The following is a 19,209-nucleotide window of genomic DNA, read 5'->3' as shown; positions in this document are numbered from 1 at the left end:
GGGCCGCCCGCCGCCGGGACGGAGGCAAACCCCATTCAGTCTATCCGGTACTGTCTTAGCCGAGGGTGATCGCGGGTGCACGGGTCTTCTTAACGCGGACGCGAAAAGATCATCCTTTGGCCGCCCGTTCCAGCACTTCAAGCAGGCCGGACAGAATCCGCGCAGGCTCGGGCGGGCAGCCGGGAATGTGCAGATCGACCGGCACCACCGAGTCGGCTCCGCCCAGCACGGCATAAGACCCGGCGAAGCAGCCGCCGTCACGGGCACAATCGCCCAGCGCCACCACCCATTTCGGCGACGGCACCGCCTCGAAGGTCCGCCGCAGCGCCTCGGCCATATTGCTGGTAACCGGTCCGGTCACCAGCAGCAGGTCGGCATGGCGCGGGCTGGCGACAAAGCGGATACCGAACCGCTCCAGATCGTAGACAGGGCCGTTGACGGCGTGAATCTCCAATTCACAGCCATTGCACGACCCGGCATCGACCTCGCGGATCGCCAGCGAGCGGCCCAGCTTGGCCCGCGCCCGCTCGCCCAGCGCCGCCGCCAGTTCAAGCGCGCCGTCGGGATCGGGCGCGACCGGACCGCGCCTGGTGTACGGTCCCCGGGTCAGGGCGCGGAACAGCAGCTTCGAGATCGGGGGTATCATTGGTCATGCCCCGAATAGGAACAATTGAACGATTTGTTGCACAGCGGGAAATCGGCGACGATGTTGCCCTTGATCGCGGCTTCCAGCAACGGCCACTGGAACCAGGATGGGTCGTGGGCGTGGAAGCGGACCACCCGGCCGGCCTCGTCGACCCGAACCCACACCAGCACCTCGCCGCGAAAGCTTTCGATCACCGCCATTCCCTCGCCCGCCCGGAGCGGCAGGTCGGCCCGCACCGGCCCGTCGGGCAGTTCGAGCAGGATGCGGTTGATCAGGCGCAGGCTTTCCGCCGCCTCGGCAAAGCGGACCATCACCCGGGCGTTGACGTCGCCTTCCAGCAGCATCGGCACGGTGAGGTCGAGCATCTCGTATGGCGGATAGCCCGGCACACGGCGAGCATCGTGTCCCCGCCCCGAGGCGCGGCCGACATACCCGCCCGCGCCGAACCGATTGGCCAGAGCCGAAGGCAGGATGCCGGTGCCCTGGGTGCGGTCCGACAGCGACGGGGTGTTTTCGTACAGATGGCGGGCGCGCTCGACGTCCTTGTGCAGCCCGTAGAGCAAGTGCTTGATCGTCTCAGGCCCCTCGGGCGGCAGATCGGCGACCAGTCCGCCCGGCACCACCTGATCCATCAGCAGACGATGGCCAAACAGCGCCCGGTTGACCCCTAAGATGCGCTCGCGCAGCACCTGCATCTGAGCCAGCATCACCGCGAAGGCGGCGTCGTTGCAGATTCCGCCGATATCGGCGAGATGGTTGGCCAGACGCTCCAACTCGGCCATCAGGGCGCGCAGCCAGTCGGCCCGGCGCGGCACGTCGGCTCCGGTCGCGGCCTCGACGGCGCGGGCGAAGGCCAGGGCATAGGCGACGGTGGAATCCCCCGAAATCCGCCCGGCCAGCCGCGCCACCTCTCCAATTGTCCGGCCCGTCGCCAGCCCGGCAATCCCCTTATGGGTATAGCCCAGCCGCGCTTCCAGCCGCACCACCGTCTCGCCCTGGGCGTGAAAGCGGAAATGGCCCGGCTCGATCACCCCGGCATGGACCGGCCCGACCGGAATCTGGTGCAGCCCCTCGCCTTCGGCGGTCAGAAACGGATAGGCGAACGACGACGGCGAGGGATCGCGCGGCCGTAGCGCCAGCGGCTGACGCACCGGCCAGCGGCCATGATCGAGCCAGGGACGGCGGTCGTCCAGTCCCTCGGGCTCCAACCCCCACAGATCGCGAATCGCCCGCTCCAGCCGGATCGCCGCCGGGCGGACCGTGCCGATCGCGGCAAAACGACGATCGACGCAACGGTGCGAGACGATGCGAATCTCGCCATCGCTTTCGTCGCGCAGGGCAACGTGGATTTCGTCCGGCTCGCCCCATTCGGCCATCAGGCCCCAGTCCGACCCGGCCAGCCGCGCCACCAGCGACTGCCAGCCGCCCCGGTCCAGCCGCACCCGCGGATAAGGGGCGCAGTCCGCCACCGCCTCGAGTCCGGCCAGGAACTCCGCCAGCGTTTCCTGCCCGATCATCCCAGCATCCTCGCCACGGTGTGGAACCACGCCACCAGCGGCGCGGGCAAATACAGCCCAGCCACCAGCACCAGCGCCATATGCAGCCACAACGGCGTCAGCGCCAGGATGCCCGACACCCGCCCGGCGCTGCTCTGAGCCGCCGAACGCGGCGGCGGCTCGCCGAACGCCATCATCTGCAACCGGCTGATCAGCGCCGCGAACGCCAGCAGCAGCGCGATCGCCAGCGGCAGCGCCAGCAACGGCTCGCGGGCAAAGGTCGAGCCCAGCACCAGGAACTCGCTCATGAACACGCCCATCGGCGGCAGACCGGCAATCGCCAGCACCGCCAGGACAAAGCCCCAGCCCAACAGCGGATGGGACACGGTCAGGCCCCGGATGTCGGCGATCCGCTTGGTCCCCTCGTTCTGGGCGATGATGCCGACCGCGAAAAAGATCGCCGACTTGGTCAGCGAATGCATCGTCATATGCAGCAGCCCGGCGAAATTGGCCAGCGGCCCGCCCATCCCAAAGGCGAAGGTGATCAGCCCCATATGCTCGATCGAGGAATAGGCGAACAACCGCTTGATGTCGCCACGCCGGTACAGCATGAAGGCCGACAGGAACAGCGACGACAGCCCCATCACCACCAGCAGCGGGCCGGGCGACAGGGTGTGACCGTTGGCCGACAGCAGCATTTTAAAGCGCAGCAAGGCGTACAGCGCGACGTTCAGCAACAGCCCCGACAGCACCGCCGAAATCGGCGTCGGCCCCTCGGCATGGGCATCGGGCAGCCAGGCATGGAGCGGGGCCAGCCCGACCTTGGTGCCATAGCCGACCAGCACGAAGACGAAGGCGAGGTTCAGCAGATCGGGCTGGAACTCGGCCGCCCGGCGCATCATCTCGGTCCAGGCCATCGAATCCGCCCCGTCGCCCATCACCGGCTGCGCCGCCAGATAGACCAGGATCGTCCCGAACAACGCCAGCCCGATCCCCACCGAGCAGAGAATGAAATACTTCCACGCCGCCTCGATCGCCTCGCGGGTGCGGTACAGGCTGACCATCAGCACCGTGGTCAGGGTCGCCGCCTCGACCGCGACCCACATCACCCCGGTATTGTTGGCCGACAGCGCCAGCAACATCGTGAACAGAAAGGCCTGATACATCGCGTGATAAAAACGCAGATGCAGGTCGGACAGGCGGTTGCCCTCGCTCTCGCGGGCGATATAGGCGGCCGAGAACACCGCGGTGGTCAGCCCGACAAAGGCGGTCAGCACCACCAGATAGACGTTGAAATCGTCGATGAAAAACAGCTTGGTCGGGACCGGGCGCACCCGCAGCAGCACCAGCGAGGCGGCGAAGGTCAGCGCCGACGCCGCGACATTGACCCATGACGCCACCCGCCAGTCGCGGATCACCGCCAGGAACCCGGCCGCCCCCAGCGGCAGCGCCAGAATCCACAATAGCGGGTTGTCCAGTCCGGGCAAGCCGGCCAAGCGGTCGATCATTGCCGGTCCCCGCGATAGGTTTCGACGTCGTTGATGTCGAGGGTGTCGAAGCGCTCGCGGATGCGAAAGAAGAAGATGCCGAACAGGGTCATCGCCACCAGAACCGAGAACGCCACCGAAATCTCCACCACCAGCGGCATTCCCTTGGCCGACACCGCCGCCAGGATCAGCCCGTTCTCCAGCGCCATGAAGCCGACCACCTGGGTCACCGCATTGCGCCGCGTGATCATCATCAACAGGCCGATCAGCACCACGCTCATCGCCAGGGCCAGACTCTCGCGGGTCAGCGCCGCCGCGTTGGCGGTGACCGGCAGCACCAGCAAAATCGACAGCGCCACCAGCGCCACTCCGGCCATCATCGTCCAGCCGATCGACATCGCGGTCTCGACGCTGCGGTGAATCCCCAGCTTCTCGATCAGCCAATGCAGGGCAAAGGGAACGATCATCGCCTTGAACACCAGGGCGATCCCGGCGGTGACATAGAGATGCGGCGCGTCCTGGACATGGGCCTGCCACCCGGCGGCGGCGGCCAGCGCCAGGGCCTGGAAGGCAAAGGTGTTGATCACCGCGAACAGGCGGCGCTGATACAGCAATTGCAGCCCGGCCATCAGCACGGTGGCGCCGATCAGATGGGCGACGTCATAGGAGATCTGTCCCGCTCCCATCACACCGCCTCCGACACGTAAAGGAAGATCGTCGCCAGCAGCCCCAGCAACAGCGCGCCGCCCAGGAAATCGGCATAGCGGAACACCCGCATCTTGGCGATCCCGGTCTCGAACACCGCCAGGGCCGAGGCCAGGGCGAAGCTTTTGGCGAGGAACACCCCCAGCCCCAGCGCCATCTCCGTCGCGCCCGCCCCGGGCTGGGCAATGCCCCACGGCGCGAACAGGGCGCCGATCAGGGCGAGGAACAGGGTCAACCGCACCATCCCCGCCGCTTCCATCAGCGCAAGGTGGCGGCCGGAATATTCCAGCACCATCGCCTCGTGCACCATCGTCAGTTCCAGATGGGTCGAAGGATTGTCGATCGGAATCCGCCCGTTCTCGGCCACCGCCACCATCACCAGCGCCGCCAGCGCCAACCCCATCGACACCTCGATGCCGACGCTGCCCGACAGCACGAAGGCGATGATCTGCGACGGCGCGGTGCTGCCCGACACCAGCGACAGCGAAAAGGTCACCATCAGCATTGCCGGTTCGGCCAGCGAGGCGATCAGCATCTCGCGCGATGCCCCCAGCCCGCCGAAGGCGGTGCCGACATCCATCCCGGCCAAAGCGGTCCAGAACCGCGCCACCCCCAACAGCGCCACCAGGGCGATCAGATCGGCAGCCGGGGCTAGCACCAGATCGGTGGTGAAGGTCGGGATCAGCACCGCGGCCAGCCACACCGCGCTGAAGGTGACATAGGGCGCGGCGCGGAACAGCCACGAGGCCGAATGGGCCACCACCGCTTCTTGTTGCAGCAGGCGATAGAGGTCGCGGTAGGGCTGGATCGGCGAGGCTCCGATCCGGCCCTGCAACCGCGCCTTGACCAGCCGGACCCAGCCGGTGACCAGCGGGGCAAGCGCCACCACCAGGAAGACCTGCGCGACCTCGATCAGAAGCTCGATCATGGCTGCTGCCTCCACGCCACCACCAGCAGCATGAAGACCAGGGTCGAGAACATCATCAGCAGATAGCCCCGCACCGTCAGGAACTGCATCCGGTTGACCCGGTCGGCGATGAAATTGATGGCGCGGACGATCGGGTCGTACAGCCCGACCCACACCGGGTCGATCATCCGCACCGACAGCCGCGCCGGACTGCGCTCGCCCGGCTCGGGCATCTCGACCGTCTCGCGCGCCAGGAAGACCGAACCGCCGAACACCCGGCGCAGCGGCTGGGAAAAGCTCTGGCCGGTATATTGAGTCTCGGGGATGTCCTCACGGTGGCCGCAATCCCAGGCATCGGCGCGGCGGACGCGGCGGGTGCCCAGCCCGTGGGCCAGCACCACCGCGATCGCGAACAGCGCGGTGCCGACCATCACCAGCATCGTGCCGGAATAGGAGCCGCGAGTCGAACTGACCGGCGACAGCCACGGCCAGCCCAGATCGGCCGACACCGCGAAATGCATCCCGGTCATCGGCTGGACCACCGCCGACAGGGCATCGGTGACGGTGACCGGCAGCGCGCCCAGCAAGATGCACAGCAGCGCCAGCACCGCCATCGTCCAGCGCATGCTGGCCGGGGTCGGATGCAGATCGGCCTGGGCGGCGGCGAGCGAGCGCGGACGGCCGAGGAAGACGATACCGTAAGCGCGGACAAAGCATGTGGCGGCGAGTGCCCCGGCCAGGGCCAGCATCGCGCCGACCACCGGCACGCCGAACTTCATCGCCCAATGCGGCAGGCCCGGCCCCTTGAACAGGGCCTGGAGGATCAGCCATTCCGAAACGAAGCCGTTTAGCGGCGGCAGCGCCGAAATCGCCGCGGCACCGATCAAGGCGGCGGTGCCGGTCCACGGCATCCGGTTCAACAACCCGCCCAGACCGCTCAAGCGGCGTTCGCCGGTCGCGCTGATCACCGCCCCGGCGGCAAGGAACAGCAGGGTCTTGAAGATCGAGTGGTTGACGATGTGATAGAGCCCGCCGACCAAAGCCAGCGCCGCCAGCGCCGGTTCGCCCGCATCCTTGAAGGCAATGCCGAGCCCCAGCCCGATCACCGCGACACCGACATTCTCGACGGTGGAATAGGCCAGCAGCCGCTTCAAATCGTCCTGGAACAGCGCGTAGAGCACGCCTAAAACCGCGCTCACTCCACCGATCACCATCAGCGCCGCGCCCCATTCCCACGGCACCTCGCCATGAAGGTCGAACAGGATACGGATCAGGCCGTACAGCGCGACCTTGGTCATCACCCCGCTCATCAGCGCTGAAACATGGCTGGGGGCGGCGGGATGGGCCAGCGGCAGCCAGACATGCAGCGGGACCAGACCGGCCTTCGACCCCGCCCCCAGCACCGCCATCAGCACGACCAGAAAGGCCGGAACCGCCGCCAGTTCGGCCTGACGCATCGCCGCGAAGGTATAGGCCCCGCCCGCCCCGGCCATCAGGCCGAAGCTGGTCAACAGGCAAAAGGTGCCGAACGCGGCCATCACCAGATAGATCACTGCGGCATGGCGATTTTCCGCCGATTTATGGTCGGACAGCACCATCAGCCACGACGCCAGCGACATGAATTCCCACGACACCAGGAACATGAAGGCGTCGTCGGCGAGCAGCACCGCGTTCATTCCGAACAGGAACAGCGGGAAGAACGGGGTCACCCGCCGCACCTGGGGCAGATGGCGGCAATAGCCGATGCCGTAGATCGAGGCGGCGGCGGCGGCGAGATCGACCACCACCATGAACAGCGCCGACAGGTTGTCGAGGCGGAAATGCGCCGCCATCCACGGCAAGCCGAGCGGCAGGACGATCGCGGGCGATCCACCCGGACCGGCGCCGAGGTGGGTCAACCCGCCGATCAGCAGGGCGATGCTGGCGACGGCGCACCCGGCATGAACCAGCCGGTGGGTGATCTCGCGGCCACCGGCGACGACGCCGACCACCGCCAGCAGCACCAGCGCGGCCAAAGACGCGGCGATCAGCATGGGAGGATCGACCCGGACGGGCCAGGACGGCAGAACGACGGATGAGAAGTCAAGAAAGCGCTCCCGGACGGCCGGTCTGTTCCCGGTCCTTTTCAGGAGCTTAACACGAAGAACGGGGGGGACGACAAGAGCGCCGCTCCCCCCATTGTGCGGCCGAAGAATGCGGAGTCCCGGCGACCTTACTTGCTGCGCGCCTTGCGGGCGGCGTAGCGGGCGTCGCGAGCGGCCTTGCGCTGCTCTTCCAACGCGGCCTCGGCGGCGATCGCCTCGATCCGGGCGGCCTCGACGGCGGCCTGATCGGCGATGATCTGGGCGGCGGCGGCGTCCTTTTCCGCCTTGCGGTCGGCGATGGCCTGAAGTTTGGCCGCCTCTTTCTCCGCCTTGCGCTGGGCGTCGCGTTCGGCCCGGGCGGCAGCGGCGACCTGAAGGGCCGCCTGCTTCTCCAGATAGGCCGGATCGGTGGTATCAACCTTGTTGGCGCGCCACTTCTCAACCATCGCCTTCTTGGCGGCGGCGGCCGTGTTCAGACGCTCGCCAAAGCCAGCTTTGGCCTTGGACTTGGCCTGTTTATCGATGTTTTGCATATGTTCTCCGAGATTAGCGCGTCAGATCGAGCTGCGCACTTCATCTCACAGCATATGGTTATACCGGGGGGCAGAGGCAATCGGAAAAACGCCGACCGCGTATCATCCCCCCTGCCCCGACCCGGCTCCGCCCAGCTTCGGCAGGGCAATTGCGTCGACCAGGGTGCGCAATTCCTGACGGGCGGCGACATGGCTCATCGACAGATCAAAGCCTTCGATTTTGCGGCGCAGGTCGAGCAGGGTCAGCCCTTCGAGAAACATCGAACGATAGATCACCCGCTCGCCCAGGCCGGGAATGACGCGGAACCCGACCCGGCGGGCCAGATCGGCCAGCAGCTTTTCCATCTCGCGCTTATTGCGGGCGTCAAGGTTGGACAGCCGGTTCCTCAGCACGATCCAATCGACCATCGCCCGTTCGCCGCGCATCGCCCGCGCCTTCTTGGTCTCCCACACCATTTCGGCGTAATGGCTGGGGCGAACGACCTTCATTGTCGCCGGATCGACCAGCCCCAGCACGTCGAGATCGACCAGACTGTCATTCAACGGCGTTACCAGGGTATCGGCAAAGGAATGCCCCATCCGCGACAACGCATGGTCGCTGCCCGGGGTGTCGATCACGATCACGTCATGGCTATTGGCGAACTGGTTGAAGGTCTCAAGCAGCCGCGCCTCGTCCTCCTTGGGATCTGGGGTCGGCGGCACCGCGATATGATCGGGCATCGCCAGCCCCAGTTGGGCGCGGTCGGCGCGGGCCTCGCGGTTCTTGAGATAGCGGGTCAGCGTCGCCTGACGGGCGTCGAGGTCGATGCTGCCGACCGACAGGCCGCGATCGAGCAGGCTGACGATCAGATGCATCGACACGGTCGATTTGCCGGTCCCCCCCTTTTCGTTGCCGACGACGATGACATGGGCGCGCTTTGTCATGAAAACCTCGCGGGCGGCGGGGGCGTGCGTCGGGCGGGTCGAAACTGGGGGCACCGCGTGTGTACGGATTGTCGATTCTACCGTTAGCCGCGTCCTCACGCAATGACCATGCGCCTTCCGCAGGTCTGATGCCGGTGGTATGCTTCGCGAGATGTAGAGGATTACTTCCGGGGGAAAGACAAGGTGTTGACGGAGCAAGATGCCGAGCCGGTCGATTGCGTTGTGATCGGCGCGGGCGTGGTCGGGCTGGCCGCGGCCCGTGCGCTGGCCCAGGCCGGACGCGACGTGATCGTGCTGGAGGCCGAGGGCGCGATCGGCACCGGCATCTCGTCGCGCAACAGCGAAGTGATCCACGCCGGTCTCTATTACGCGCCGGGCTCGTTGAAGGCGCGGCTGTGCGTCGCGGGCAGCCGCTTGATGCGCGCTCACGCTCTCCGCTGCTCCATCCCCCATTCCCTTCCCGGCAAGCTGGTCGTCGCCACCGACGAGAGCGAGGAAGCCGCCCTGGCGACAATCTTCGCGCGCGGTCAGGCCAACGGGGCCGAGGGGCTGCGGATGCTGAGCGGAGCCGAGGCGCGCGCGCTTGAGCCCAATCTGGTCTGCACCGCCGCTTTGCTGTCGCCCTTCACCGGCATCATCGACAGCCACGCCTTGATGCTGTCGCTGCAAGGCGAGGCTGAGGCAGCGGGCGCGATGATCGCTTTTCACGCTCCGGTCACCGGCGGCCACGCCGACGGCGATGCGATGCTGATCGAAACCGGCGGAGCCGAGCCGATGCGGCTCAGCGCCCGCTCGGTGGTGCTGGCCGCCGGTCTGGCCGCGCCCCGGATCGGGGCGGCGCTGGGGCTGGCCGACGTGCCGCCCGCTTATCTGTGCCGGGGCACTTATTTCAGCCTGACCGGGCGGACGCCGTTTGCGCGGCTGGTCTATCCGGTCCCGGTCGCGGCCGGGCTGGGGGTTCATTTCACCCTCGATCTCGGTGGTGCCGGACGCTTCGGTCCCGACGTCGAATGGATCGAGCGCGAGGATTATTCCGTCGATCCCCACCGGGGCGACGTGTTCTACGACGCGATCCGCCGCTATTGGCCCGGCCTGCCCGACGGGGCACTGGCCCCGGCCTATTGCGGCATCCGCCCCAAGATCAGCGCCCCCGACCAGCCGGGACGCGATTTCCTGATCCACGGCCCGGCCGAAACCGGCGCGCCGGGGATGGTGGCGCTGTACGGGATCGAGAGTCCCGGCCTGACCGCCTGCCTCGCCATCGCCGATCACGTCCGGGATTTGCTGTCATGAGAGGGCGCGGACGGGTCGGACTCGCCCTGATCCTGGCTCTGCTGGCCTCGCCCGTGCTGGCGCTCGACAAGCCGCGCGACTTCGTTCCTCCTCCGCCCGAGCAGGTTCCCAACGTCCGCGAACAGACCCGCGCGGTGATGATCGAACTGGCGAGCTATGCCAAGAAGCGCGATCCCAATTTCCAGGTGCTGATGCGCGGCGGCGTCGAACTGCTGGTCAAGGGCGATTGGGAAGTCCAGTGGGAGGCGCTGCACGATCCCTCCAGCAGCGGGTTCTATCGCCGTCTGCCCGAACGCTCGGTGTTCCGGCCGCTGGTCAAGCTGCTCGACGGCTTGGTCATCGACGGGCTGTATTGCGGGGCCAACGTCCTCGACAAGCCGCTGGCCGACGCGATCAAGGAGCGCAAGGCCGACGATGCCCAGATCGACAGCGAAAAGAAGATCGGCATCCACCGCCCGCCGATTCCGGTCGAGATGGGACCGTTCAGCAACGATCCGGCGGTCGAACTGCGCCGCGCCGCCGAGATCAAGGAGAAGCTGGACAAGGCCGAGCGGGTCCGCCGCATCGTCTATGCCGCCGACGCGATCCGGGCCGAGGGCCGGGCGGTGCTGTCGGTCGATGCCTGCACCGGCCCGGCGGGGATCGAGACGGCCCTGCGCGGGGCCGCCCGCGACCGCGTCACCACCTTCGCCGCCGTGGGAACGCGGCTGGACCAGCCGCCCCGCCCCCACCCGCCGGGCGAGAATGCGGGCGAGGTGCTGTCGCTGAACACAATTCACAATTGGCTGCCGCTGCTGCGCTCGGACGGATTCGGCAGCAAGGGCCGCTTTGTCGAGGCGATCTCGAACAGCAATTACGACATGGTGGTGATCGACGTCGCCCATCGCGGCGTCGATTTCCTGGTCAAGGCCGACATCGCCCAGATGAAGTTCAAGAAGCTGGGGCCGCGCCGTCTGGTGCTGGCGGTGATGCCGGTCGGTCGGGCCTATGATTGGCGCTGGTACTGGCAAAAGGGCTGGGAGGTCGGTGCGCCGCCCTTCCTGTTCGCCCATGACGACCAGCCGGGAACCTATATCGCCGATGTCGGCAGCGCCGAGTGGAAGGCCCTGCTCGGCAAGTATATCGCGGGCGTGATGGATCTCGGCTTCGACGGGGTGATGTTCGACGACATCGAGACCTATCTGTGGCTTGAAGAGCTGATGCCGATCGACCGCTAGGACCGCAGGGGGGGGAGAGTGTTGACTCGGACCGGGAAACCCGCATTGTCTTTTCCGGTGGAACACCCCCTCTCCCGGACCGACGCGCCGTGCTGAACAATCCCCGCACTTACGAGGAAGCCTGCCGCACCTTCCGCTGGCGAATCCCCGAGCTTTACAACCTGTCCTTCGACGTCTGCGACCGCCAGACCCTGGGCGGAGCCGATGGCCACCGCACCGCGCTGATCGTCGAGACGCCCGACGGCGCGGTCGAGCGTTATACCTTTCACGTCCTGCGCCTGCTCGCCAACCGGCTGGCCAACGTCCTGACCGCCCGAGGGGTTCGCGCTGGCGACCGGGTCGCGCTGGCCCTGCCGCCCGGACTGGAAGCCGCCATCGCCCTGCTGGCAATCCCGCGGATGGGAGCACTGGCGGTGCCGGTGCCGCTGGGATTGGGGGCCGAGCCGCTGGTCTGGCGGCTGGGCAATTCCGGCGCGGTCGCCCTGATCGCCGACCCGGCGCTGCTGCCGGTGCTCGAGATCGCCCGGCCGCTGCTGCCCGATCTGCTGACAGTCCTGGTCGCGAGCGAAGCCGACGGTCCCGCCGCCCTGGCGCTGTGGCCTGCGCTGGAGTGCGCCTCGGACAGCTTCGCTCCGCTGGTGACCCAGCCCGACACCCCCGCCTTCGTGTTCTACCCCACCGACGGAGCCGGGCAGCCGCCGGGGCTGGTCCACGCCCACCGCGCGATGGCGGGCGGGCTTCCGGCGATCGAACTGGCGATGGGGCTGTTCCCCCAGTTTGGCGACATCGCCTGGACCCCGGCCGACTGGATGAACGCCGAAGCCCTGTTCCGGCTGGTCCTGCCCGCCTGGCATCACGGCGTCGCGGTGCTGGCCGCGCCGGGACGGTTCGATCCGGGCCGCGGCCTTGATCTGATCGGCCGCCACGGAGTGCGGGCGCTGTGGCTGCCGCCCGCGCTGGTCGCGCCCCTGGCCGAGGCGGCGTCGCGCCCGTTCGCCCGCCCCCGCGCCATCGCCAGCGGTCCCGACCCGCTGTCGCTCGAGCTGCACGAAACCGCGCTGCGGGCCTTTGGCATCCATGTCAACGAAGCCTGGGGAGTGACCGAGACCGGCGCCGTCACCGCCAATCTGGCCGGAATGATGGAATTACGCCCACCCTCGCCCGGCCGTGCCGCACCGGGCCTGACCGTCGAGGCGGTTGACGAGCACGGCCGCCCCGTCCGCGCCGGGGAACGCGGCATCCTGGCGGTGTCGGCCGATGCGCCGGGCAATTGTCTCGGCTATTGGGGCGAGGCCAGCGGACCGGCGCGGCGGGTCCGCGACTGGCTGCTGACCGGGCGGCTGGGGATGCGCGACCTCGACAATTATCTGTGGCCCGAGCCGCTGGTCCGCGAGGAAGGGGTGGCGCTGGTCGCAGGCCAGCGGGTCCGGCTGGACGAGATCGAGGCGACGCTGGCCGACCATCCCGCCATCGCCGCCGCCGGTCTGGTCGATCTCGAGAACGGCACCCTGCGGGCCTTCGTCGTCGCCCGCCCCGGAGCCGCGCCCGACCCGGACGACCTGCGCGCCTGGGTCCGGCTGCGACGGGGCGAGGCCGAAGTGCCGCGCCGAATCGAACTGGTCGAGTCGCTGCCGCTCGCCGTCGATGGCAGCGTCCTCTATGACGATTTGCGGGCGCGGCCGTTGCGGATCGACGCCCCCGCGGCCGAAGATCGCTGGCTGTTGCGGAAATAGGGACTTAGCGCGCGACGGCACGGGCGCGAAGCAGATGGTCGGCCAGGGTGCAGGCCATCATCGCCTCGGCCACCGGGACGGCGCGGATCGCGACGCAAGGGTCGTGGCGGCCCTTGGTCGAGACATCGACCTCGGCCCCAGTGATATCGATGCTGCGCCGCGGCGTCAGAATCGAGCTGGTCGGCTTGACGGCCAGACGGACGACGATGTCCTGCCCGGTCGAGATCCCGCCCAAAATGCCTCCGGCGCGATTGGAGAGGAAACAGGGCTGGCCGTCGGGTCCGATCCGCATCTCGTCGGCATTCTCTTCACCGGACAAGGCGGCGGCGGCGAACCCGGCCCCGATCTCGACCCCCTTGACCGCGTTGATGCTCATCATCGCCTTGGCAAGGTCGGCGTCGAGCTTGTCATAGACCGGCGCACCAAGACCGACCGGAACGCCTTTGGCCACCACTTCGACGATGCCGCCGATCGACGAGCCGGACTTGCGAATCCCGTCGAGATAGCCTTCCCACTCTTGCGCGGCGGTGGCATCGGGACACCAGAACGGATTGGCTTCGATCGCGTCCCAATCCCAGCGGGCGGAGTCGATCGGGTGCGGCCCCATCTGGACCATCGCGCCGCGAATGGACAAGCCACCCGGCACCAAAGCGTCAAGCACCTTGCGGGCGATGCCGCCTGCGGCAACCCGCATCGCGGTTTCGCGGGCGCTGGAGCGTCCGCCGCCGCGCGGGTCGCGGATGCCATATTTCTGCTGATAGACCCAATCGGCATGACCGGGGCGGAAGCGATCGGCGATCTCGCCGTAATCCTTCGAGCGCTGGTCGGTATTCTCGATCAGCAGGCCGATCGGAGTGCCGGTGGTCTGGCCCTGATAGATTCCGGAGAGAATCTTGACACTATCCGGCTCGCGCCGTTGGGTGGTGAAGCGATTCTGTCCGGGACGGCGGCGGTCGAGCCAGACCTGAAGGTCCGACTCGGCCAGCGGAATACGCGCCGGAACGCCATCGACCACACATCCGATCGCCGGACCGTGGCTTTCGCCAAAGGTGGTGAAGCGGAACAGATGGCCGAAGGCGTTGCCCGACACGGAGTCTAGTCCTTCGCGACGTTGATGTCGGGAGCGTCCACCGCCTTCATGCCGACGACGTGATAGCCGGAATCGACATGATGGGTTTCGCCGGTGACGCCGCTCGACAGATCGGACAGCAGGTACAGACCGGCACCGCCGATATCTTCGAGGGTGACGTTGCGCTTCAGCGGGCTGTTGTACTGGTTCCACTTCAGGATATAGCGGAAATCGCCGATCCCCGAGGCAGCCAGGGTCTTCATCGGACCGGCCGACAGCGCGTTGACGCGGATATTGTCGCGGCCGAGATCGACGGCGAGATAGCGCACGCTGGCTTCCAGAGCGGCCTTGGCCACGCCCATCACGTTGTAATGCGGCATCACCCGCTCGGCCCCGTAATAGGTCAGGGTCAGCAGCGAGCCGCCATCGGGCATCATCGCCGCGGCGCGACGGGCGACCGAGGTGAAGGAGAACACCGAGATGTGCATCGTGTTCTGGAAGTTCTGCAACGAGGTGTCGGCATAGCGACCGCGCAGCTCTTCCTTGTCCGAGAACCCGATCGCATGGACCAGGAAGTCGATCTTCCCCCAGGTCTTGGCAAGGGTATCGAACACGGCATCAATCGACGCCTCGTCCGAGACATCACAGGGCAGCACTAACGACGAGCCCACCGTTTCCGCCAGAGGACGGACCCGCTTTTCCAGGGCCTCGCCCTGGTAGGTGAAGGCGAGCTCCGCCCCCTGGGCACGCGCAGCCTGGGCAATGCCCCAGGCGATGGAGCGGTCGTTAGCGACGCCCATGACGAGGCCTCTCTTTCCGGCCATCAGGGGTGCAGGAGCGGTCATGCGGGTCCTTTCCGAGGAAGGGGGGGGAGCCGGACGCGATCAAAGGCGGCGGCAACGGAGGTTTCTACATACACGAAACACCACAGACGGCAAAGGCGGTTGACGCCCCCCCTCCCCCGATCCCCGCGCATGGCATGCGAGGCCCCCCGACCGAACGATGATCCTAACCTTGCCGGCACAACACCATTGGTTGCTCCAATCGGCGGTTCAGCGTACCCTCATCAAAAAAGTGCGCGGCGGCTGAACAGGTTGCGGGAGGCGCGAATCATGAATCATCCACACAAGATCGCCCTGGCTTTACAGGGCGGCGGCGTCCATGGCGCGTTTGCCTGGGGCGTGTTGGACGGCCTGCTTGATCAGGTCGTCGCCGGAAAAGTCGAAATCGTCGGAATCAGCGGCGCGTCGTCGGGGGCCTTGACCGCCACCGCCTTCGCCTATGGCTGCCACGAAGGAGCCGGACAGCCTGGCCCCGCCACCGCCCGGACCCGCCGCATTGCCGAGGCGGGACGGGACAAGATCCGTGAATTATGGGAAACGATCGCCCGCGCCGCCTTCTGGAGCGGCAATCCGTTCGTCGCCGCCGCCACCCTCAGTACCGGGTGGAACATCGACGATAGCGCCGCCGCCCGCTGGGCCGACGTCGCCGGATCGGCCTCGCCGGTCGCCGAAACCGGGTTGGGCGGCACGCTCTCTGCGGTTCTGCGCGAAGTGATGCCGGAAATTCCGGCGATCTTCGCCCTGCCCCAGGCGGGAACCCCCTCTCTGGTGATCGCCGCCACCGATATCAGCGAGGGCCGCCGCAAGCTGTTCGTCGATGGTGCGGTCTCGCCCGCCGCGCTGCGCGCGTCGAGTTGCAAGCCCGCGCCCTTTTCGGCGGTCGAGATCGACGGACATCTCTATTGGGACGGCGGCTATCTCGGCAATCCGCCGCTGACCTGTCTGGCCGAACGGCTGCGCGAGACCGAGGCGAACGACCTCGTCCTGGTCACGATCAACCCGCTGCGGCGCGACGGGCCGCCGCCACGCAGCGCCCGCCACGTCGTCGATCGCCTTAACGAACTGACGTTCAATGCCGCGCTGATCCACGAGATCAACACGATCGAAACCGTCAACCGGCTGGTCGATGCCAAGATGATCGCCGATCCCCCGCCGGGGCACCATCCGTTCCGCCACATCAATCTGCATCGGATCGAGGCCGATACCGAAATCGCCGCGCTCGGTGTCTATTCGAAGGAAGCCCCGGCCTGGGAATTCCTGGTCCATCTGCGCGACATGGGCCGCCGGGCGTTTGATCAGGCGTGGCCGACGATCGAACCGGCCCTGGGCAAGAGCTCGACCTGGGACACCACCTCGGTCTGCGACCACATCCTGTCGCGCAAGGCGATCCTGCCGCCATAAGGGGCAGAGGGGGCGCGAGACCGCCGACAAAAAAGGCCACGGCGACAAACGCCGTGGCCTTAATGGTAACAAACGGAAAAGGTTAATCGACCAGTTCGGGTTCCGCTGCCTTTTCCGGCCGGGGCGAGCCCGAGGCGATATCGAACGCCAGCCCGCCATCGGGACCGATCGTGATGCGGACGGTGCCGCCCTTGGCCAGCCGTCCGAACAGCAATTCTTCGGCCAGCGGCTTCTTGATGTGCTCCTGAATGACGCGGGACAGCGGCCGGGCCCCGTAATTGTGGTCGTATCCCTTGCGCGAAAGCCAGGCGCGGGCCTCGTCGGACAGTTCGATCAAGACGTCGCGGTCGCCCAACTGGGTTTCCAACTGCATGATGAACTTATCGACGACCTGACTGACGATCTCGGGCGACAGGTTGGCGAAGGGAATGATCGCGTCGAGCCGGTTGCGGAATTCCGGGGTGAACATCCGGTTGATCGCCTCGCTGTCGTCGCCCTGGCGGTTTTCGCGACCGAAGCCCAGCGCCGCCTTGGCCAGATCGGCCGCCCCGGCATTGGTGGTCATGATCAAGATCACGTTGCGGAAGTCGATGATCTTGCCGTTATGGTCGGTGAGGCGGCCATGATCCATCACCTGCAACAAGATGTTGAACAGGTCGGGATGGGCCTTTTCGATTTCATCGAGCAGCAGGACGCAATGGGGATGCTGGTCGATCGCGTCGGTCAGCAGACCACCCTGATCGAAGCCGACATAGCCGGGCGGCGCGCCGATCAGCCGCGACACCGAGTGGCGTTCCATATATTCCGACATGTCAAAGCGGGTCAGCTCGATCCCCATGATGCGGGCGAGCTGGCGGGCGACCTCGGTCTTGCCGACGCCGGTCGGGCCGCTGAACAGATAGCATCCGATCGGCTTTTCCGGCTCGCGCAGACCGGCGCGGGCCAGCTTGATCGCCGAAGCAAGCGAGTCGATCGCCTTGTCCTGACCGAACACCAGCGTCTTGAGGTCACGGTCGAGCGATTTCAGCGCCTCCATATCGTCGAGCGAGACCGATTTCGGTGGGATGCGGGCGATCTTGGCGACGATTTCCTCGATATCGCGGACGGTCACGGTCTTGCGCCGCTTCGATTCGGGCAGCAGCATCCGCGACGCGCCGACCTCGTCGATGACGTCGATCGCCTTGTCGGGCAGCTTGCGGTCGGTGATGTATTTCGCCGACAACTCGACCGCCGCCTTGATCGCGTCGGGGGCATAGCGAACCTTGTGATGGCTTTCGTAATAGGTCTTGATCCCGTTCAGAATCTTGATCGCATCGGCGACGCTGGGTTCGTTGACGTCGATCTTCTGGAAGCGGCGGACCAGGGCGCGGTCCTTTTCGAAATGGGTGCGGTATTCCTTGTAGGTGGTCGAGCCGATGCAGCGCAGCGAGCCTGCCGCCAGCGCCGGTTTCAGCAGGTTCGAGGCATCCATCGACCCGCCCGAGGTGGCACCCGCCCCGATCACGGTGTGGATTTCGTCGATGAACATGATCGCGCCGTCGTAATTCTCCAGTTCGGTGACGACCGCCTTCAGCCGCTCCTCGAAATCGCCGCGATAGCGGGTTCCGGCCAGCAGCGCCCCCATGTCGAGGGAGAAGATGGTGGCCGAGCGCAGCACTTCGGGCACTTCGCCATTGACGATGCGCCGAGCCAGCCCTTCGGCGATCGCGGTCTTGCCGACGCCGGGATCGCCGACATAAAGCGGGTTGTTCTTCGAGCGGCGGCAGAGGATCTGGATCGTCCGCTCGATTTCCGCCTCGCGGCCGATCAGCGGGTCGATCTTGCCCTCGACGGCCTTCTGGTTGAGGTTGACGCAATAAGCGGTCAGGGCCTCGATGCCTTTCTTGACCACCTTTTCGGCGGCGACATCCTCGTCCACGCCCTGGGCCGGTCGGCTTTGTCCGCGACCGGGGGCCTTGGCGACGCCGTGGCTGATGTAATTGACGGCGTCCAGCCGGGTCATTTCCTGAATCTGGAGGAAATAGACGGCGTGGCTCTCGCGCTCGGAGAACAGGGCGACCAGGACGTTGGCCCCGGTCACTTCCTCGCGCCCCGAGGATTGGACGTGGATCGCGGCGCGCTGGACCACCCGCTGGAACCCGGCGGTGGGCTTGGGATCGCTGCCACGGGGACCGACCAGTTCGGACAGGCTGGTGTCGAGGAAGTCGGTCAGGTCGGTCCGCAACTTCTCGACCGAGACGTTACAGGCGCGCAGCACCGCGACGGCGTCGATATCCTCGGTCAGCGACAGCAGCAGATGTTCCAGCGTGGCGTATTCGTGACGACGCTCGGAGGCGTGAGACAGAGCGCGGTGCAGGCTTTGCTCAAGGTTGCGCGACAGCATGGGCCGATCCTTCCTGGCAGGGAGTGGCCGGCGGGCCGGACTACTCCTTCTCGATCGTACATTGCAGCGGATGCTGATTCTGGCGCGCCAGATCCATCACCTGGGTCACCTTGGTCTCCGCCACCTCATAAGTGTACACACCGCAAATTCCGACCCCTCGGGTATGGACGTTGAGCATGATGCGCGTGGCCTCTTCGCGGTTCTTCGCAAAGAACTGCTCGAGAACCTGGATGACGAACTCCATCGGAGTGTAATCGTCATTCAGCATCAGCACCTTGTACATCGACGGCTTGCGGGTTCTCGTCCGGGTCTTGATGACCACGCCGGTCTGCCCGCCGTCTCCGTTGCGCCTGTCGTTGCCGTCCTCGCTCATAGCCTCCCCGGTGCGGTAATCACGAATTCCGTACTCCTATCATATTGGGTCGGATCGCCGAACGAAAAGGCCCCTTATGCGGAAAGGATCGAACGAAAAACGGCCCGACGGGTGAT

Annotated in this window: 15 protein-coding genes and 1 pseudogene; 4 read left to right on the top strand and 12 right to left on the bottom strand. The window is 66.6% G+C overall.

Annotated elements, in window-relative coordinates:
- Positions 1-109: 109 nt before the first annotated feature.
- The 8 genes from BLW40_RS12505 to BLW40_RS12470 form a co-directional block, all read right to left on the bottom strand.
- A complete protein-coding gene (locus tag BLW40_RS12505) occupies positions 110-646 on the bottom strand; it encodes an NADH-quinone oxidoreductase subunit B family protein (protein WP_074769055.1) in 537 nt (178 codons plus the stop codon).
- Positions 643-2,163: a hydrogenase large subunit gene (locus BLW40_RS12500; protein ID WP_139305585.1), complete on the bottom strand. Its 1,521-nt coding sequence runs from the start codon at positions 2,161-2,163 to the stop codon at positions 643-645. The genes BLW40_RS12505 and BLW40_RS12500 overlap by 4 nt, the downstream gene beginning before the upstream one ends.
- Positions 2,160-3,650: a hydrogenase 4 subunit F gene (locus BLW40_RS12495; RefSeq protein ID WP_074769053.1), complete on the bottom strand. Its 1,491-nt coding sequence runs from the start codon at positions 3,648-3,650 to the stop codon at positions 2,160-2,162. Before BLW40_RS12495 ends, BLW40_RS12500 begins: the two co-directional genes overlap by 4 nt.
- A complete protein-coding gene (locus BLW40_RS12490) occupies positions 3,647-4,315 on the bottom strand; it encodes a hydrogenase-4 component E (RefSeq protein WP_074769051.1) in 669 nt (222 codons plus the stop codon). Before BLW40_RS12490 ends, BLW40_RS12495 begins: the two co-directional genes overlap by 4 nt.
- A complete protein-coding gene (locus tag BLW40_RS12485; protein ID WP_074769049.1) occupies positions 4,315-5,262 on the bottom strand; it encodes a respiratory chain complex I subunit 1 family protein in 948 nt (315 codons plus the stop codon). Before BLW40_RS12485 ends, BLW40_RS12490 begins: the two co-directional genes overlap by 1 nt.
- Positions 5,259-7,274 (bottom strand): hydrogenase 4 subunit B, encoded by a 2,016-nt coding sequence (hyfB, locus tag BLW40_RS12480; RefSeq protein ID WP_074769047.1) that lies wholly within the window; start codon positions 7,272-7,274, stop codon positions 5,259-5,261. Before hyfB ends, BLW40_RS12485 begins: the two co-directional genes overlap by 4 nt.
- Before the next feature lie 179 nt (positions 7,275-7,453).
- On the bottom strand, positions 7,454-7,858 hold the full coding sequence (locus tag BLW40_RS12475; protein WP_074769045.1) for a DUF6481 family protein: 405 nt from the start codon (positions 7,856-7,858) through the stop codon (positions 7,454-7,456).
- Between the two features lie 102 nt (positions 7,859-7,960).
- A complete protein-coding gene (locus BLW40_RS12470) occupies positions 7,961-8,782 on the bottom strand; it encodes a division plane positioning ATPase MipZ (RefSeq protein WP_074769043.1) in 822 nt (273 codons plus the stop codon).
- Positions 8,783-8,953: 171 nt separating this feature from the next.
- On the opposite strand from BLW40_RS12470, the pseudogene BLW40_RS12465 reads away from it, so the two are divergent.
- From BLW40_RS12465 to BLW40_RS12455, 3 genes and pseudogenes are all read left to right on the top strand, one after another.
- Positions 8,954-10,075, top strand: a pseudogene (locus BLW40_RS12465) (NAD(P)/FAD-dependent oxidoreductase); the annotation flags it as partial.
- Positions 10,072-11,292: a hypothetical protein gene (locus BLW40_RS12460; protein WP_074769041.1), complete on the top strand. Its 1,221-nt coding sequence runs from the start codon at positions 10,072-10,074 to the stop codon at positions 11,290-11,292. The pseudogene BLW40_RS12465 and the gene BLW40_RS12460, both read left to right, overlap by 4 nt.
- A gap of 89 nt (positions 11,293-11,381) precedes the next feature.
- Positions 11,382-13,025 (top strand): AMP-binding protein, encoded by a 1,644-nt coding sequence (locus BLW40_RS12455; RefSeq protein WP_074769039.1) that lies wholly within the window; start codon positions 11,382-11,384, stop codon positions 13,023-13,025.
- Between the two features lie 4 nt (positions 13,026-13,029).
- On the opposite strand, the gene aroC is transcribed toward BLW40_RS12455, so the two are convergent.
- A complete protein-coding gene (aroC, locus tag BLW40_RS12450) occupies positions 13,030-14,115 on the bottom strand; it encodes a chorismate synthase (RefSeq protein ID WP_074769037.1) in 1,086 nt (361 codons plus the stop codon).
- A 5-nt stretch (positions 14,116-14,120) separates the two neighbouring features.
- Positions 14,121-14,939 carry an enoyl-ACP reductase FabI gene (gene fabI / locus BLW40_RS12445; protein WP_074769035.1) on the bottom strand — a complete coding sequence of 273 codons (819 nt, stop codon included), beginning with the start codon at positions 14,937-14,939 and terminating at the stop codon, positions 14,121-14,123.
- Positions 14,940-15,206: 267 nt separating this feature from the next.
- On the opposite strand from fabI, the gene BLW40_RS12440 reads away from it, so the two are divergent.
- Positions 15,207-16,337 carry a patatin-like phospholipase family protein gene (locus tag BLW40_RS12440; RefSeq protein WP_074769033.1) on the top strand — a complete coding sequence of 377 codons (1,131 nt, stop codon included), beginning with the start codon at positions 15,207-15,209 and terminating at the stop codon, positions 16,335-16,337.
- An 82-nt stretch (positions 16,338-16,419) separates the two neighbouring features.
- Here BLW40_RS12440 and clpA read toward each other — a convergent pair whose 3' ends face one another.
- Positions 16,420-18,720: an ATP-dependent Clp protease ATP-binding subunit ClpA gene (gene clpA / locus BLW40_RS12435; protein ID WP_074769031.1), complete on the bottom strand. Its 2,301-nt coding sequence runs from the start codon at positions 18,718-18,720 to the stop codon at positions 16,420-16,422.
- Positions 18,721-18,760: 40 nt separating this feature from the next.
- On the bottom strand, positions 18,761-19,093 hold the full coding sequence (clpS, locus tag BLW40_RS12430) for an ATP-dependent Clp protease adapter ClpS (protein ID WP_074769029.1): 333 nt from the start codon (positions 19,091-19,093) through the stop codon (positions 18,761-18,763).
- Positions 19,094-19,209 lie beyond the last annotated feature (116 nt).

It is taken from the genome of Magnetospirillum fulvum, from assembly GCF_900108475.1.
Classification (GTDB): domain Bacteria; phylum Pseudomonadota; class Alphaproteobacteria; order Rhodospirillales; family Magnetospirillaceae; genus Phaeospirillum; species Phaeospirillum fulvum_A.
Note: the sequence above shows the minus strand (reverse complement) of the source record. Positions and strands in the feature narration are given on the sequence as shown.

Excerpts from the sequence above, each read along its gene's own strand:
- BLW40_RS12475 (WP_074769045.1), bottom strand. The coding sequence starts at position 7,858 with ATGCAAAACATCGATAAACAGGCCAAGTCCAAGGCCAAAGCTGGCTTT.
- BLW40_RS12470 (WP_074769043.1), bottom strand. The coding sequence starts at position 8,782 with ATGACAAAGCGCGCCCATGTCATCGTCGTCGGCAACGAAAAGGGGGGG.
- BLW40_RS12490 (WP_074769051.1), bottom strand. The coding sequence starts at position 4,315 with ATGGGAGCGGGACAGATCTCCTATGACGTCGCCCATCTGATCGGCGCC.
- BLW40_RS12460 (WP_074769041.1), top strand. The coding sequence starts at position 10,072 with ATGAGAGGGCGCGGACGGGTCGGACTCGCCCTGATCCTGGCTCTGCTG.
- hyfB (WP_074769047.1), bottom strand. The coding sequence starts at position 7,274 with ATGCTGATCGCCGCGTCTTTGGCCGCGCTGGTGCTGCTGGCGGTGGTC.
- clpA (WP_074769031.1), bottom strand. The coding sequence starts at position 18,720 with ATGCTGTCGCGCAACCTTGAGCAAAGCCTGCACCGCGCTCTGTCTCAC.
- fabI (WP_074769035.1), bottom strand. The coding sequence starts at position 14,939 with ATGACCGCTCCTGCACCCCTGATGGCCGGAAAGAGAGGCCTCGTCATG.
- BLW40_RS12495 (WP_074769053.1), bottom strand. The coding sequence starts at position 3,650 with ATGATCGACCGCTTGGCCGGCTTGCCCGGACTGGACAACCCGCTATTG.
- BLW40_RS12500 (WP_139305585.1), bottom strand. The coding sequence starts at position 2,163 with ATGATCGGGCAGGAAACGCTGGCGGAGTTCCTGGCCGGACTCGAGGCG.
- BLW40_RS12505 (WP_074769055.1), bottom strand. The coding sequence starts at position 646 with ATGATACCCCCGATCTCGAAGCTGCTGTTCCGCGCCCTGACCCGGGGA.
- BLW40_RS12485 (WP_074769049.1), bottom strand. The coding sequence starts at position 5,262 with ATGATCGAGCTTCTGATCGAGGTCGCGCAGGTCTTCCTGGTGGTGGCG.
- clpS (WP_074769029.1), bottom strand. The coding sequence starts at position 19,093 with ATGAGCGAGGACGGCAACGACAGGCGCAACGGAGACGGCGGGCAGACC.
- BLW40_RS12440 (WP_074769033.1), top strand. The coding sequence starts at position 15,207 with ATGAATCATCCACACAAGATCGCCCTGGCTTTACAGGGCGGCGGCGTC.